Origin of the sequence: Methylobacter luteus IMV-B-3098 (assembly GCF_000427625.1) — a bacterium.
Taxonomy (GTDB): Bacteria; Pseudomonadota; Gammaproteobacteria; order Methylococcales; family Methylomonadaceae; genus Methylobacter; species Methylobacter luteus.
In genome coordinates this window covers 1,226-16,125 of the sequence record NZ_KE386570.1, presented here as the reverse complement: position 1 = coordinate 16,125, position 14,900 = coordinate 1,226, and the positions used below count along the sequence as shown (strand labels likewise).

Here is a 14,900-nt window from a genome sequence, read left to right as displayed (position 1 = left end):
AGCAGTCGTATGAAAGTCATGATTGGCATGGGTTGCGACCGCAATGCCAGCCTGGAAACCTTACGGCAAGCCTTGGTTCAGGCCCTGCAGCAATGCGGTCTGGATGCGGTCGCGGTCGCAGGATTAGCCAGCATCGATAAAAAAAACGATGAAGTGGCCTTATTGCAACTGGCCCAAGCACATGGCTGGCCGTTGTATTTTTACACCGCCAACGAGTTGGCGGCCGTCCCGGTACCGAATCCATCCGAGGTCGTCATGAAATACATGGGCACACCGGCCGTTGCCGAAGCGGCCGCTTTGAAAGCGGCCAATGCCGAGTTGTCGGATTTACTGGTCGAGAAACATAAATATTGCGGTGCTGACGGCAAGAACGCCACCGTTTCGATAGTGAGAATTAAATGACAAAAGCAGGAAAAATTTTACTGGTGGGTATCGGCCCCGGCGCGCACGAGCAGATGACAGCCCGCGCTCGCCAGGCGATAGCGGAAGCGGATGTGGTGATTGGTTACAGCACTTATATCAAACTGGTGCAAGACCTGCTAGATGGTAAGGAAGTGATCAAAAAAGGTATGACCGAAGAACTGGATCGCAGTATCGAAGCCTTCGAACATGCCAAGCAGGGCAAGATTGTCGCGATGGTGTCGTCCGGCGACATCGGCGTTTACGGCATGGCCGGGCCGACTTACGAATTGCTGCTGGACAGCGGTTGGACGCCGGATGATCCGATTCAAGTGGAAGTGGTGCCCGGTAGTACCGCGCTGTCGAGTTGTGCATCCTTGGTTGGTGCGCCGCTGACCCATGATTTTTGTTCAATCTCATTGTCCGACTTGTTGACGCCTTGGCCGGTGATCGCCCGCCGCCTGGAAAGCGCTGCACGCGGCGACTTTGTCGTGGCACTCTACAATCCGAAAAGCGGCCGTCGCACTCAGCACATCGTCGAAGCGCAAACGATATTGCTGCGTCACCGTAGTCCGGGCACGCCGGTTGCCATCGTCAAATCCGGTTATCGCGCTCGGCAACAAATCCAGATCGTCCGTTTGGCGGAGATGGCTGATTGCGACATCGGCATGTTGACCACGGTATTGGTCGGTAACAGCAGCACCTTTGTTCGCGAAGGGTTGATGGTGACACCGCGTGGCTACGCCAACAAATACGATGCGATGACGGGCGAGACACGGAAAGGTGAACAGGCAGGTCGCTCGCTGAGCATGGGCTTGGACGGCTGGAAAGGCTGTGTCCGGCAATATTTGCGCGACACGCCTAAAGTGACGTTACAACAGGCGGCGACATACTTCGCGCAACCGTTGGCGGAAATTCTCGATGCTGTCAGCCAAGCCACGCCGGATGATCAGGCCGGCATCTTCTGTGCGCAACGTGCAGCCTCGGACAGTCATGAACGTTTACTAGCGTCATTCCAGGGTTGGGGCAAATTACGTGCCGTGGTTCGTAGCGAAGCCGGCTCCGTGGCGGAATTGCTGATCAACGCCGCTGATTTGCAAACCAAAAACGGCTGGGTGAGTATCGTCAACGACGCCTTTCATTTGCACATCGACTGGCGCAAAGCATGGCAGATCTGGTTTGTGAGCCGACAGGATCAAGCTTATGGCATTCAGGTGCTCGATCAGCAAGGCGACGCCTTATTCAACTTATGGTTAGTTGCTGACGATGCAGGCTTCGACAACACAGCCCTACAGCATTACCGCGACAACCGAAGGCAATTTAGCGCCCTAACTTCCACGGAACCTCCGCACCATGACTGATAACAACATACCCATGCCAGAAAAACCCAAAATGGGTGACTACAAACGCCACTTGCTGGTGTGTACCGGCCCTCGTTGCACCGAGAATGGCGAAGCGCAGGCCTTATTCGAAACACTGGGCGAGAAGTTTAAATCGGCCGGCATCGATAAAGGCGAGCTCAGGGTTAAGCGTACCCGCACCCACTGTTTCGCCACCTGCAAATCCGGACCTATCATGTGCGTACAACCGGATGGTGTCTGGTACTACAACGTCAACGAAGTGAATTTACAGCGCATTATCGATGAACATTTTGTGGGTGGTAAACCCGTTGAAGAGCATATTTACCATCAGAGCCCTTGTTCGAATGAAGCAATCAGTGATCCTGCCGACCTTAAACGCATCGAATTTCAGTTAATAAATGCAGCGGTATGACACTTAGCTTAATCATTCTATTGGCGGTTGCACTGGACTATTGGTTGGGCGAACCCGGAAACGCCTATCACCCGCTGGTTGTATTCGGCAGGTGGTCAAAACGTTTGGAAAACCGTTATCTCAATCTTAATGATTCGGCTATTCGCCAGCGATTTTCCGGGATTCTTGCCTTGGTTTTGGCGCTGCTACCTAGTCTAGCCTGGCTAGGGACGCTAGCTATGCCATCATTACTGGAAACCCTGTCCAACGTGCTAACGCTTTATTTTTGCATTGCGGCCCGGAGCCTGCAACAACACGCGCAAGCAGTTCGGATAGTCTTACAAACTGAGGATTTGCCGTTTGCTCGCTTACAGGTCGGCAAGATTGTCAGTCGCCAGACCGAGAAAATGACCTTGCTTGATGTACGCCGAGCAACGATCGAATCGGTGTTGGAGAATGGCGCAGATGCATTGTTTGCGCCTTTGTTTTGGTTTGTGTTGCTTGGGCCGTTTGGTGCGGTGCTATACCGCTTGAGCAATACGCTAGATGCAATGTGGGGTTACAAAAACACGCGATATAATCATTTCGGCTGGGCAAGCGCACGTTTCGATGATTTGCTGAACTATATACCCTCCAGGCTTACAGCCCTTAGTTATGCCGTGCTTGGCAATACCTCAAGCGCATTACAAGCCTGGCGCTACCACGCACCGAAACTCGAAAGCCCCAATGCCGGGCCGGTGATGGCTGCGGGTGCCGGGTCGTTGAATCTACAATTGGGAGGCCCCGCTTGGTATCACGGCCAACACAAAGACAAACCCTGGTTTGGAGGCGTTGAAACACCTCAAGATACCGATATCGATTGTGCCGTGCGATTAGTTTATCAAGCGTTGTGTTTATGGCTGGTATTGATCTTCATAGGAGAAAGCCTTGCTTGAGCATGGTGGACGCTTGCGTCAAGCGGCAAGAAAATATGGTATTCCATTAGCTGACTGGCTTGATCTTTCGACTGGTATAAATCCTAATGGTTGGCCGGTTCCCGCATTGCCGGCTGAATGCTGGCAACGCTTGCCGGAAGACGATGACGAGCTATTGCCTGCTGCCCACCACTATTATCAAAATGAGTCGCTTTTGGCGGTAGCCGGTTCTCAAGCCGCTATTCAAGTATTGCCATTATTACGGCCAAAGTCCCGTGTCGGCATACTGAATCCAGCTTACGCTGAACACGCCGCAGCTTGGCAAAAGGCCGGGCATCAGATGATGACTGTCGATGCGGATAAGATTGAAGTGGAATTGGCGGTTCTTGATGTATTGATTCTCATCAATCCCAATAATCCCACGGGCAAATTATGGAGCCGTCAGCAGTTATTGGATTGGCACCAAACACTAAATGGCAAGGGCGGCTGGCTGATTGTGGATGAGGCTTTTATTGATGGAATGCCTGAGCATAGCTTGTCATCGCTGCCCGTGCAAAAGGGATTGATTATATTACGCTCGGTTGGAAAGTTTTTCGGCTTGGCGGGGATTCGTTGTGGATTTGTGATTTCCGAACATAAGCTGCTTGATGCTATGGCTGAACGCTTAGGACCATGGGCGATTAGTCATACCTCTCGCTATATAGCTGCCATGGCTTTAGCAGACAGTAAATGGCAACGAGCAACAGCGTTTTCGTTAAATCGTCAGGGCCAACGCTTGCAGAAATTGTTGACCGAAAGCGGATGGCAACCAAACGGTGGCTGCGCTTTGTTTCAATGGATAGAGCATACCAATGCTGTAAATGTGTATCATGCACTGGCTAGGCACGGTATTTTGACAAGATTGTTTAATGATTCGTCGAGTTTACGTTTTGGTTTACCAGGCGATGAATCAGCCTGGTGGCGTTTGACACAGGCTTTGTCCCAACCGAATATGGTTGCGCTCTGAAAGCTTTAACAAATCATAAAAATTCATATTTTCAATCTGCAAAAACAACCTTTTATGGAATATTTCCCGCTTTTTCTGAAATTGAAAGATCAACCTTGTTTAGTGGTGGGTGCCGGAGAAGTGGCTGCCCGTAAGATTGAATTATTAACGAAGGCTGGTGCCCACGTAGTCGTTGTCGCCCCGGATATTGGCAATCAGGTGGTGGCAATGGTCGATATGGGCCAAATTGTCATTCGACAACAAACTTTTACGAGTGATATGGTTGACGGTATGCGATTGGTTGTAGCGGCCACTAATCATCGTTCGACCAATGTTGAGATTGCAAATGCGGCAAATTCACGGCAAATCCCGGTCAATGTCGTTGATAATTCGGATTTGTGCAGTTTTATTTTTCCAGCCATTATTGACCGCTCTCCCTTGATTGCCGCCATTTCATCGGGCGGTGCATCCCCTGTGCTGGTTCGGTTGCTACGAGCGAAAATCGAAAGTGCCATTCCAGCTTCTTATGGACGGTTAGCCGAGTTCGCCGAAAAATTCAGGCAACTAGTCAAACAGCACATTACACAACCCGCACAGCGTAGAATATTTTGGGAAAATATCTTGCAAGGTCGTGTCGCCGAACTGATTTTTTTAGGTCAGGATCAAACAGCAGAACATCAATTTCGTACTCAATTAGCACAAACTGAAAATACTCAAATTCGAGGTGAGGTCTATTTAATCGGCGCCGGACCTGGTGATCCGGATTTATTGACATTCAAAGCCTTGCGACTCATGCAACAGGCTGACGTCATTGTTTATGACAGACTGGTTTCAGCGGGCGTTCTGGAGTTGGTGCGGCGTGATTCGGAAAAAATTTATGTTGGCAAACAGCGTAATAATCATAGTCTGCCTCAGGAGTCGATTAATCGCTTACTAGCCGATCTAGCTCTGTCCGGCAAAAGAGTGGCGAGGCTGAAAGGCGGCGATCCTTTTATTTTTGGCCGAGGTGGTGAAGAAATCGATACCTTGATGCAAGAAGGTATCAGCTTTCAGGTTGTTCCCGGCATCACAGCTGCAGCGGGTTGTGCAAGCTATGCAGGTATTCCTCTAACTCACCGTGAACATGCTCAATCCTGTGTTTTTGTCACCGGCCACCTAAAAGACGGCACTGTCAATCTAGATTGGCCGCAAGTGACTCGACCCAACCAAACAGTGGTTATTTATATGGGGTTGGTGGGATTGGACTATATTTGCCTGTCACTGATAGACCACGGCTGTCCTGCCGATTTACCTATTGCTATCATTCAACAAGGCACAACCAGTAACCAGTTAGTTTTAACAGGCACCTTAACGGATATGCCTAAACATCCAGAGCTTGCCGGAATAAAACCGCCGGCTTTGATTATAGTGGGTACAGTAGTCAGCCTTCGGCAACAATTGGACTGGTTTCAATCGAACAAGAACAATTTTCTACAAGAAAACTGATTAATTTTCCATCATAAGGTTTAAACCACCGGCTTTAGCCGGTCAGCTTTAGCTGCGATAATCTGGCCAAGGAGGTGGCAATGGACTATAGATACGGCAGCCATACGGTTTACCAAATTGAGTACCATTTTGTTTGGGTAACCAAGTATCGTTACAAAGTACTGAGTGGTGAAATAGCAGAGCGAGTAAGAGACTTGGTGCGCCAAACCTGCGAAGCGTTTGAGATACGGATTATAAAAGGCGTGGTCAGTAAAGAGCATGTCCCTATTTTGGTGAGTGCCCCGCCGAATATGGCGCCCAGCGAAATCATGAGGCGGATTAAGAGACGAACTTCGAGTTATCTGTTTGAGGAGTTTCCTCACTTGAAAAAGCGGTATTGGGAAAGCCATTTTTGGGCGCGCGGTTATTTTTGCGCCACCGTTGGCCAGATGACCGATGAGATGATCAAACACTATTTGGAGCATCATTTTGAACCTAATCCAAACGACAATTTTAAAATGGAGCCGGATTAAGACGCGTCGTTTAGTCGACGCGTATCCGGACTTTCAGTCCGTTATTCGAACCCACCCGCTTGAGCGGGTGGTTGTTTAGTTGAAGTTGTAGTTTAGCAGGTAGTGGTACAGATGTGTCTTTAGCGCGTCCACGTTGTCATAGTGGAAGCGTTGGGTCGTGTTGGCCTTGACCTTTTTGTTCATCGCCTCGACCATGCCGTTTGTCCACGGGTGTTTAACCAGGGTGGCGGCGGTGTTCGATCTGTTTGGCCTTGCACAGGGCCACGAACGGCTGTTCCTTAGGCTTCTTGCCGTCGGGCGGGGTTATAGCTGAACTCGATGCTGTTGTCGGTGAGCAGCTTTTCGACCTTGAACGGATATTGCGCCAGGGCGTTTTCCAGAAAGGCGGTAGCGGTCTCCATGCGCTTGTTGTCGTGTAGCTCCAGAGACGTAGCGGGTGGCGCGGTCGATGGCAACGAACAGGTACCACTTGTCTTTGCCCAAGTTGATTTGGGTCGTATCGAGGTGGAGGAAGCCCGGTTCGTAGGTTTTGAACGTGCGGGGGGTGGTCTTTTCCTCATCCGGCAACAGGTCGGCAAGGCGGCTGACACCGTGGCGTTGCAGGCAGCGGAGCAGGTTGAAGCGGGTCAGCACCGGTATCTGCGGCAGCAACAGATCGTACAGATCATCCAGGGGCAGTAAGGTCTTACGTCGGGTTTCCACAATGGCGGCTTCGTCCACCGGAGTCAGCACACTGCCTTGACCGGGCTTGCTGCCGCACTTGAGGTCTTCGACCGATTCCCGTTTCCGCCACTTCTGGACGGTTTTGGGGTTGGTGCCGTAGCGCTTGGTGAGTTTAACGAGACTCTCTTGAGAGTCTTGAATTTTTTCTCGGATAGCGTGCGTGGTCGTGGCTGTTCCGTGTAGTAGCCGTCCCATCGCTTTTCCTCTTTCAGTTGGGAATAGATTACACCATTTATGGATGGGACTAAACAATTAACCATTTATCTTTTTCACTTAAAAATTCCCATGAGTAATAATGTATTGATCAAAGCATTGATGGTACAGGGCACTACTTCTGATGCAGGGAAGAGCACATTGGTTACGGCATTGTGCCGTTATTTTCAACGCCAAGGTATCCGTGTCGCCCCTTTCAAACCGCAAAACATGGCGCTTAACAGCGCGGTGACGATAGACGGTGGTGAGATTGGGCGCGCACAAGCCGTGCAAGCAGTGGCCTGCGGGTTGTCTCCGCATAGTGATATGAATCCCGTACTTCTCAAACCAACTGCCGATAGAACCGCTCAGGTGATTATTCACGGAAAAGTATTGGAAAATCAGTCAGCCCAGCAATACCACGATTACAAAAAAGTCGCGATGAACGCGGTGCTGGCCTCTTGGCAGAGATTGACCACCAACTACCAAACCGTGATAGTTGAAGGTGCCGGCAGCCCAGCAGAAATAAATTTACGCAAGGGTGACATTGCCAATATGGGGTTTGCCGAAGCCGTAAACTGCCCTGTGATTTTAATTGCCGATATTGATAGAGGTGGCGTTTTTGCACATCTAGTAGGCACGTTGGCCTTGCTATCCAAAACGGAACAGCAACGGGTAATCGGCTTTGTCATCAACCGCTTTCGCGGCGACATGGCCTTGCTGAAACCCGGTTTGGATTGGCTAGAGGCTAAAACCGGCAAGCCAGTTCTGGCGGTACTGCCCTATATGCACGATCTGTTTTTGGAGGCAGAGGATGCCTTATCAATACGTTATGCTCAACAGCATCAATCAGAAGCATTCCATATTGTTGTTCCGCATCTGCCCAGCCTTAGCAATTATACGGATTTTGATGCGCTGCAATTGCATCCAGGCGTCAAAGTAAGTTTTGCAAAAAACCCGGAACAGATTAAGGGAGTTGATTTGCTCATATTACCAGGCAGCAAGGCGGTGCACAGAGACCTCGCTCACCTAAAACAGCAGGGCTGGGAGGCTTATATTCATCGTCATTTGCGTTATGGTGGTAAGCTGTTGGGTATTTGCGGCGGCTTCCAGATGCTGGGCAAGGCTATTCATGATCCAGATGCCATTGAAGGCCCATCTGGTAGCGTCGAAAGTTTAGGTTTATTGGACATGGAAACCACATTACAGAAACACAAAATTTTAAGGCAGGTGACAGGGCATTTTTTTAGGCACAATACCGCCGTTTCCGGATATGAAATTCATATGGGAATTAGCTATGGACCAGCATTATCGGAACCCTTGTTCAAACTTGGCAATGAAAAGGATGGCGCAATTTCTGCTGACAATAACGTAGCAGGTAGTTATTTACATGGATTATTCGATTTGCCGGAATCTTGCAACGCTCTATTATATTGGGCAGGATACAAATTAAAACAAGCCGTTGACTTAAATGCTTTACGCGAGGATAGCATCAATCGACTTGCCGATGAACTATCTGAACACTTTAATTTTGATACCCTTAAAGCAAAATTGGAGAAATTCCACGCAAAATAGCTCGGGCAAGTAGTTGGACTATCCGCTTATTTGTGCAGAAACATTCGATTTGAGTATATAAGATAAGCATGATATTTGCTGCTCTTAAAAAATGTTAGAGCTTGTTTGAAAAGTCTATGTTGTCTTGGCTAACCTCCTGATCATGAGCTGAATCATGGCAATTCGAATCCAGGTTTCCGAGGTCTCGCATAACGCCTCAAAGTCCTTGCTTAAGCGGCGGGAACGATTCAGCCAACCAAACATACGTTCCACAATCCAGCGCCATTGCAGGACTTTGAAGCCACTTTTGCGAGGCCGTTTCACGATCGAAAGTACCCGCTGGAGATTCGTGGATACCCAGTCCACCAGTTTGCCGGCATAACCGCCGTCCGCCCAGATCAGCTCCAATGCGGGAAATTTCGCCGCCCACATTTCCAGAACCGACTTGGCGCCCTCACGATCCTGAAGGCCCGCCGAATGAACATTGATGATCAGCAGCAACCCCAAGACATCGACCCCCAGATGCCGCTTGCGCCCACGAATCTTCTTGCCACCCTCCTATCCTCGGACGCCGCCTTGTTCGGCGTTGTTGAATAAATCGAAATTTGGCCGAAGCACATCATTTCTAGCTTTTGCACTAGATTTTGATAGACACAGGCATACCCAGGCCTGTCATTCTGTTGAGAGCAGACGCACTGCACCATGCTTCAGTTTTTTGTTGAGGCAACGCACGTGCTTTCATGGTGTTGCCAAAAATGCGCTTATAACGCTGCATGGCAAGCTCAACATAGTTTCGAAAGTTGTAACCCGTTTTTCGTTGCCACGCTATGCGACCTTGTTCAGCAAGGGTTTGAATATGCTGGTCTCGCTGCGTGTCACCAGCGTCTGAACAAACTGCGTTCCTGGGCGGCGGAACCACTACATGTACATGCGACTGTTTAGCTAAAACCGCCTTATAAACTGGCTCTCCATCGTAGGCGCCATCGCCCATGAAAATATCGAAAGGCGTGTCAATTTGGTCGAGCAAATCGGGAACTGCAGTCGGGTCGCCCACTTCTGGCGTAGTGAGTTCACAGGCCAGAACGTTATGATTTTCAACAATCACAAGATGCAGTCTACGCCAGGTGCGCCGAGCAGGAACATTATGTTTTTCCTGGTGCCATTCGTCTTTGCCATAGACTTTGAGTCCGGTGGAGTCAACGATCACAATACTGCCTGCTTCCTTCGCCTTGCTCAGGATATGCCTGGGAAAGACAATGCTGCGCTTGGCAATGCTACTGAAGTCAGGAATAGTGATACCTGCGTTCATAACACGAGCCGGCGAATTCATGAAACCTTCGGTTTGACGTAGCGGCAAATGAAAAACCTGGCGAATAAACCCGGCGGTTTCTATCGCGATGTCAGAATATTCACGTGGCCGCCCGCGAGCACCAGTCTTGATTGGGCGCCACCCCGCTATCGCTTCTTCAGTAAACCAGATCGTAAAATCACCACGTCGCCGTAACCCATTATTGTAGTCATGCCAGTTCGTCACTTGATAACGAGATTTTTTGATTTTATGGCGGCGGCTCTCGTTATGTTTATACGGCATGCGGTGAAATCGATTGAAGTAATGGATCCAAGATAATGTCATATAAACGACTTGAATGCTGAAAACCTGATTTATTCAACAACGCCAAGCCGGTTTCATCGACCACCAGCACTGCGTCCGGCTGGCCCAGATGCTCGATCACATAGCCTCGCGCGTCATCACGCACCGCATCGGCCTCCCAGCGTGCCCAGTCCAGCAGATGCTGTAGGGCGTCTGGCGTCCCGCCACTTCCGACAATTGCCAACTGGTCTTGCACTCAACCGGGCTGAGCAAGCCCGTCACGTAATCGAGCGCTCGCTGCCGCATGGCCTGCCGGCCAAAGTGCCGGCCGATTCTGGCAAACCCGGCCTGCAGGTCCGCTTGCCAGTTCGCCGACCGGACCGCGAACTGTCTGGTTATCGCATTCATCTCATCCCGCCAAGGCACAGAAACCGAAACTCATCGGACTACCGAGGCGATAGGAATATCCCTTAATCTACAACTGTAGTACTAGTACTCAGTCAGTCTTGATATGTCGGGTAAGTGCCCCCCATGTAAAGGAATTTACATGATGGGAGTACCGGTTTGGCTAAGCAATATATTGTGCGACTAACGAAGGATGAGCGTAGGTATTTGGAAGGTTTGATTCACAAAGGCAAAGTAGCGGCTCATAAAAGGCTTCATGCTGAAATTTTGCTCAAGGCAGATGTCAGTGACTTCGGTGAAAAATGGACAGATAGCCGAATCAGTGACGCCTTTGGTGTTTCAACGCGCACGGTTGAACGGGTCAGGCAGCGTTTAGTGCAAGAAGGGCTAGAGGCCGCCCTTAATCGAGCCAAGCCGGTCCGAGTCAGAAGTTGTGTAATTGATGGCGAAAATGAACCCCATCTCATCGCGTTAGCTTGTGGAGATGCCTCTGATGGCCGCAGCCGTTGGACCTTACGTCTGCTTGGACAACGTATGGTAGAGTTGGGCTATGTGGAAAGCGTATCCCACGAAACCATTCGACAGACTTTAAAAAAACGAATTAAAACCCTGGCAACATAAAGAATGGTGCATTCCTGCTCAACAGAATGCTGAGTTTGTCTGTGCCATGGAAGACATCCGGGGAGTCGCTATTTTTGCGACAGCTTGTTTTGGGCATCCCAGCCCAAGCAAGCAGCAAAAATCACGCGACCGCTCATGCCTGCGGCGCCCCAGCCGTCCTGCGGTCTTCGCCTTAACCCAGCCAGGGGTTAAGGCATCCGTCCACAATGACTCGACGCGATGTCGGATAGCTTTGCATTTTCCCTACGCAAACAGCGCTTCGGGAAAACGCCCAGCCCTATCGCTTCTGGGGACTACTCGGCTTCCCGCCTCGCAGCGCCTGGCTGTTTACAAGCGTTCCTATGACGCAACTCATCCGTTGATTTGCATGGACGAAAGCAGCAAGCAACAGATTAAAGAAGTGCGACAGTCGATACCGGCCAAGCCAGGCTCAGTGGAAAAATACGATACGGAATATGAACGTAATGGCGTCAGTCATCTGTTTATGTTCTTTGATCCGTTAGCGGGACAACGGCATGTGGCGGTCACCGATCAACGATCAACGATCAACGCACGGCGGTGGACTGGGCGCACCAAATTAAACAGCTGGTCGATGGGCTTTACCCTCAGGCTGAGCGCATTACCTTGGTGATGGATAATTTAAACACGCACACCGGTGCTTCGCTGTATAAGGCTTTCCCGCCTGGGGAAGCGCGGAGAATCCTGGATAAGCTGGACATCCACTACACACCCAAGCATGGCAGTTGGCTCAACATGGCGGAAATAGAACTGAGTATTCTGTCTCGGCAATGTTTGGATCGGCGCATTCCCGACCAGGAAGCATTGAAGCAGGAAATCGCTGCCTGGCAAGCAACCAGAAATGCCATGGTTCGCCCTATGGACTGGCGATTTATCACTGAAGAGGCTCGGGTAAAATTGAAAAAACTTTACCCGACATTAAAAGAATGACTGAGTACTAGATCTGTCTAACGGTGGTACACCTGATTGAGTTTTTCAATCTAACTGTCTAACGGTGGTACACGAAAAAGGTTGTCTTGCATTATTTGTAGTCATTGTTACAATTTTTATGGAATGAATACAAGGTATTTATTTAAAAGCAACTGTCCCACGGTGGTACCCCAATCGACACAGTGGCACACAAATAATTAATAAAAAAGGAATCATAACAATGCCAAATAAACAAGAAGAAACACAATACTTGGCTCCAATTATTGCTTGCGCAAACCATAAAGGCGGAGTTGCCAAAACTACTACGGTTGTTAATCTTGCTGCTGAATTTAGCAGAAAAGGCTGTTCTGTACTTGTAGTTGACCTTGACCCACAAGGAAATGCTTCATCGCATATTGGAAAAATCGATCCCAATATGTATGAAAAAAATGCCATGAACTTGTTTTGTGATCGCAACACTCGACTTGATAAAAGATTGGTTGCTGAACTTATTCAAACCGATGTTAATCCTGGTTTTGAAAATGTTAGCTATATTCCTTCCAGTGAAGATATGGACAGTATTACCGAAACGCTAAGAACAAAATCTAATAGACCAGTTGAAGAACTAAAAGCCAGGCTCCAGTTAATACGTGACGTGTTCGATATTATCTTAATAGATTGCCCACCTTCGCTAAATCTGCTAACAGGTAACGCCATCTCGGCCGCAACACATTATATTATTCCTGTTGATACCAGTACGGATTACTCAAGAAGCGGTTTGCTCCGATTGGCAAACTTTATTGAATATACATCGACTGATACTAATCCTGACTTAATGTATCTAGGGGCTTTGTTGACGCGTCACTCAGCATCAATCAATGCCCAAAAGGCTGTCGCATTTGAAGTCTCGTCTATCGAAGAAAACATGAGAGGTTCGACCGGGAATGGGGGCGTGCTTCCCGTATACATTCATAATTCTAGCAAAGTGGGTGAAGCATCCATCTTAAGGGTGCCTGTTCGTAAAATTGCACGATCAAATAAAGTGGCTGAGGATTATAAAAATCTTGCTCATTTCTTAATGGAAAAATTGGCCTTACAAAAATCTATGATTGATGAAGTCGCTTAATAAAAGGATTCTGGAAGATGAATAAAGATCAACAAAAGCCTGTCAATAAAAGATTGGCAGCATTGCAAAATAGCATTTCTGGCAATACCTCTCGCGAGTTGCAGGCGAGGAATCGTCAGGACTTTGAGAAGGCAGCCCAATCTCCAGATGCGCAAAAAACAAATATCCCGGTCGATTTGATCGACCCCAATCCCTATCAACCCAGAATTCGCTTTGATCCACTGAAGATTGAAGAACTGGCAAAATCTATCCAAGAGATCGGGCAAATTCAACCGATCGCTGTTCGCATAATGGATGATGGCCGATATCAATTGATAGCTGGTGAACGTCGACTTAAAGCAGTTAAACTTTGTGAAAAGCCAGAAATACTGGCGACCGTGTTTGAAGTAAATGACAAGATCATGGCCGAAATGGCATTGGCTGAGAATATCCAAAGGGAAGATCTGAGCGATTATGAGGTTGCATTAGCTATTCAAAAGAATGAGCAATTTTTTGAGTCAAAAATAAAGATGGCCGAGCATATGAATAAGGCACGTACAGATATCTATAAATATCTGGCCTTTTTTAAGTTGCCTGACTGGATTCTCTCGCGACTTGAAAACAATCCGTTTTTATTTGGCCGTCGAATCGCGGATCCATTAGCAACATTGATTATTTCAGCCAAATATGCCGCAAATAAAGAAGCTTATGATGAGGCGATCAGGAATTCATTAACAAAACTTGAGACAGACGCATTAACCACTACCTTATTCATGGCTGACATTGAACGATGTGTCCGCGAGATCAGCTATCCAAGACGCATGAGCTCAGAAGCAGTAAAAAGCCATTATCAAGTGCAAGGTAAAAAGGTGGGCAGCTTTGTTTCAGATGTGAAAGGCATAACAATCAAAATCGATCAAGCAGCCCTGTCGGACAATCTAGTAAATGAAATATCCGACTTTATTGCCAATAAACTCTCTGCCCAAAAAATCACTACAGCATAATCAAAAATAGGATTATTAATTCAGAATGTCCCGTTAGGACATTCTGAACCAAATCCCCGCAAAAATAAGACCAGCTCAAATGTACCACGGTTAGACAGCCCAGTGAAAAACTCAATCAGGTGTACCACCGTTAGACAGTTCAGAAAGAATACCACAGGAATAAGATCGACTCGTGTACAACGGTATGACGCGGTAGAGTTTTATCATTCTGACGCTGTAAAGATCGCTCAGTTTTTATGTTGTTAGAAGTGGATCCCATCGATTGGACAGCCATTTATCATTCTTAAGAGGCTGTTTGAAAAATCCTCCGAATGGTAGTGTGTCACCCATTTTGAATGGGAGGGCCTCCAGTGGCACAGGACTATCCGACCGACTTGGGGATGCAGAATGGACGGTGTCGGAACCGCTTATTCCGGGGCCGAAACCGAACGGAAGGCCTCGGACGACGGATATCTGCGGCATCGTTAATGCGATCGTCTATCTCCTACGGAGCGGCTGTCAATGGCGAATGATGCCAAAGGAATATCCGCCATATCAGACCGTTTACACGTACTTTCGGGAGTGGCGGGTACCGGTGTCTAGGAACGCATCCATGACACGCTGCGAGAGAATGTGCGCGAAGCCGCCGGGCGCCGTCGCGTACCGAGTGCTGGGGTCATCGACAGCCAGACGGTGAAGACCACCGAACAAGGCGGCGTCAGAGGATAGGAGGGTGGCAAGAAGATTCGTGG

General features: G+C 48.8%; 15 protein-coding genes and 3 pseudogenes. 13 read left to right on the top strand and 5 right to left on the bottom strand.

Annotated features, from left to right (window positions below; genetic code table 11):
• Positions 1-9 precede the first annotated feature (9 nt).
• The 7 genes from METLU_RS0123635 to tnpA all read left to right on the top strand — a co-directional run bounded on the left by METLU_RS0123635 (position 10) and on the right by tnpA (position 6,047).
• Entirely contained in the window at positions 10-402 is a 393-nt protein-coding gene (locus METLU_RS0123635) for a cobalamin biosynthesis protein (RefSeq protein WP_027160344.1), read from the top strand.
• Positions 399-1,760, top strand: coding sequence for a precorrin-3B C(17)-methyltransferase (gene cobJ / locus METLU_RS0123630; protein ID WP_027160343.1), 1,362 nt, complete (start codon positions 399-401; stop codon positions 1,758-1,760). The genes METLU_RS0123635 and cobJ overlap by 4 nt, the downstream gene beginning before the upstream one ends.
• On the top strand, positions 1,753-2,172 hold the full coding sequence (locus METLU_RS26425; RefSeq protein ID WP_231383725.1) for a (2Fe-2S) ferredoxin domain-containing protein: 420 nt from the start codon (positions 1,753-1,755) through the stop codon (positions 2,170-2,172). Before cobJ ends, METLU_RS26425 begins: the two co-directional genes overlap by 8 nt.
• Positions 2,169-3,086 (top strand): adenosylcobinamide-phosphate synthase CbiB, encoded by a 918-nt coding sequence (cbiB, locus tag METLU_RS0123620; protein ID WP_027160342.1) that lies wholly within the window; start codon positions 2,169-2,171, stop codon positions 3,084-3,086. Before METLU_RS26425 ends, cbiB begins: the two co-directional genes overlap by 4 nt.
• Positions 3,079-4,071: a threonine-phosphate decarboxylase CobD gene (gene cobD / locus METLU_RS0123615; protein WP_027160341.1), complete on the top strand. Its 993-nt coding sequence runs from the start codon at positions 3,079-3,081 to the stop codon at positions 4,069-4,071. The genes cbiB and cobD overlap by 8 nt, the downstream gene beginning before the upstream one ends.
• 54 nt (positions 4,072-4,125) lie before the next feature.
• A complete protein-coding gene (gene cysG / locus METLU_RS0123610) occupies positions 4,126-5,535 on the top strand; it encodes a siroheme synthase CysG (protein ID WP_027160340.1) in 1,410 nt (469 codons plus the stop codon).
• A gap of 80 nt (positions 5,536-5,615) precedes the next feature.
• Positions 5,616-6,047 carry an IS200/IS605 family transposase gene (gene tnpA, locus METLU_RS0123605; RefSeq protein ID WP_027160339.1) on the top strand — a complete coding sequence of 144 codons (432 nt, stop codon included), beginning with the start codon at positions 5,616-5,618 and terminating at the stop codon, positions 6,045-6,047.
• Positions 6,048-6,350: 303 nt separating this feature from the next.
• Here the strand turns inward: tnpA and METLU_RS28190 are convergent, their stop codons facing one another.
• Complete coding sequence (locus METLU_RS28190) at positions 6,351-6,965, bottom strand: hypothetical protein (protein WP_155920780.1); 615 nt, start codon at positions 6,963-6,965, stop codon at positions 6,351-6,353.
• Positions 6,966-7,004: 39 nt separating this feature from the next.
• Here METLU_RS28190 and METLU_RS0123585 point away from each other — a divergent pair, with 39 nt between their 5' ends.
• The gene (locus METLU_RS0123585; protein WP_231383724.1) at positions 7,005-8,537 is read left to right on the top strand and encodes a cobyric acid synthase; all 1,533 of its coding nucleotides are present in this window, start codon (positions 7,005-7,007) and stop codon (positions 8,535-8,537) included.
• Positions 8,538-8,651: 114 nt separating this feature from the next.
• Here the strand turns inward: METLU_RS0123585 and METLU_RS26420 are convergent, their stop codons facing one another.
• The 3 genes from METLU_RS26420 to METLU_RS29265 form a co-directional block, all read right to left on the bottom strand.
• The gene (locus METLU_RS26420; protein ID WP_081679265.1) at positions 8,652-9,059 is read right to left on the bottom strand and encodes a transposase; all 408 of its coding nucleotides are present in this window, start codon (positions 9,057-9,059) and stop codon (positions 8,652-8,654) included.
• A 94-nt stretch (positions 9,060-9,153) separates the two neighbouring features.
• Complete coding sequence (locus METLU_RS0123575; RefSeq protein WP_027160336.1) at positions 9,154-10,107, bottom strand: IS5 family transposase; 954 nt, start codon at positions 10,105-10,107, stop codon at positions 9,154-9,156.
• Positions 10,097-10,351 carry a hypothetical protein gene (locus tag METLU_RS29265; RefSeq protein ID WP_407939124.1) on the bottom strand — a complete coding sequence of 85 codons (255 nt, stop codon included), beginning with the start codon at positions 10,349-10,351 and terminating at the stop codon, positions 10,097-10,099. The genes METLU_RS0123575 and METLU_RS29265 overlap by 11 nt, the downstream gene beginning before the upstream one ends.
• A gap of 338 nt (positions 10,352-10,689) precedes the next feature.
• On the opposite strand from METLU_RS29265, the pseudogene METLU_RS0123565 reads away from it, so the two are divergent.
• The 5 genes and pseudogenes from METLU_RS0123565 to METLU_RS29260 all read left to right on the top strand — a co-directional run.
• Positions 10,690-11,043, top strand: a pseudogene (locus METLU_RS0123565) (helix-turn-helix domain-containing protein); the annotation flags it as partial.
• Between the two features lie 409 nt (positions 11,044-11,452).
• A pseudogene (locus tag METLU_RS28880) lies at positions 11,453-12,081 on the top strand (IS630 family transposase); the annotation flags it as partial.
• A gap of 220 nt (positions 12,082-12,301) precedes the next feature.
• Positions 12,302-13,186 (top strand): ParA family protein, encoded by an 885-nt coding sequence (locus tag METLU_RS0123555; protein ID WP_027160334.1) that lies wholly within the window; start codon positions 12,302-12,304, stop codon positions 13,184-13,186.
• 17 nt (positions 13,187-13,203) lie between these two features.
• On the top strand, positions 13,204-14,169 hold the full coding sequence (locus METLU_RS27005; RefSeq protein ID WP_051300324.1) for a ParB/RepB/Spo0J family partition protein: 966 nt from the start codon (positions 13,204-13,206) through the stop codon (positions 14,167-14,169).
• 319 nt (positions 14,170-14,488) lie between these two features.
• Positions 14,489-14,677: pseudogene (locus tag METLU_RS29260) on the top strand (transposase); the annotation flags it as partial.
• 35 nt (positions 14,678-14,712) lie between these two features.
• Here METLU_RS29260 and METLU_RS28875 read toward each other — a convergent pair.
• The coding region (locus tag METLU_RS28875) for a hypothetical protein (RefSeq protein WP_231383722.1) at positions 14,713-14,900 on the bottom strand (188 nt) is incomplete at its 5' end.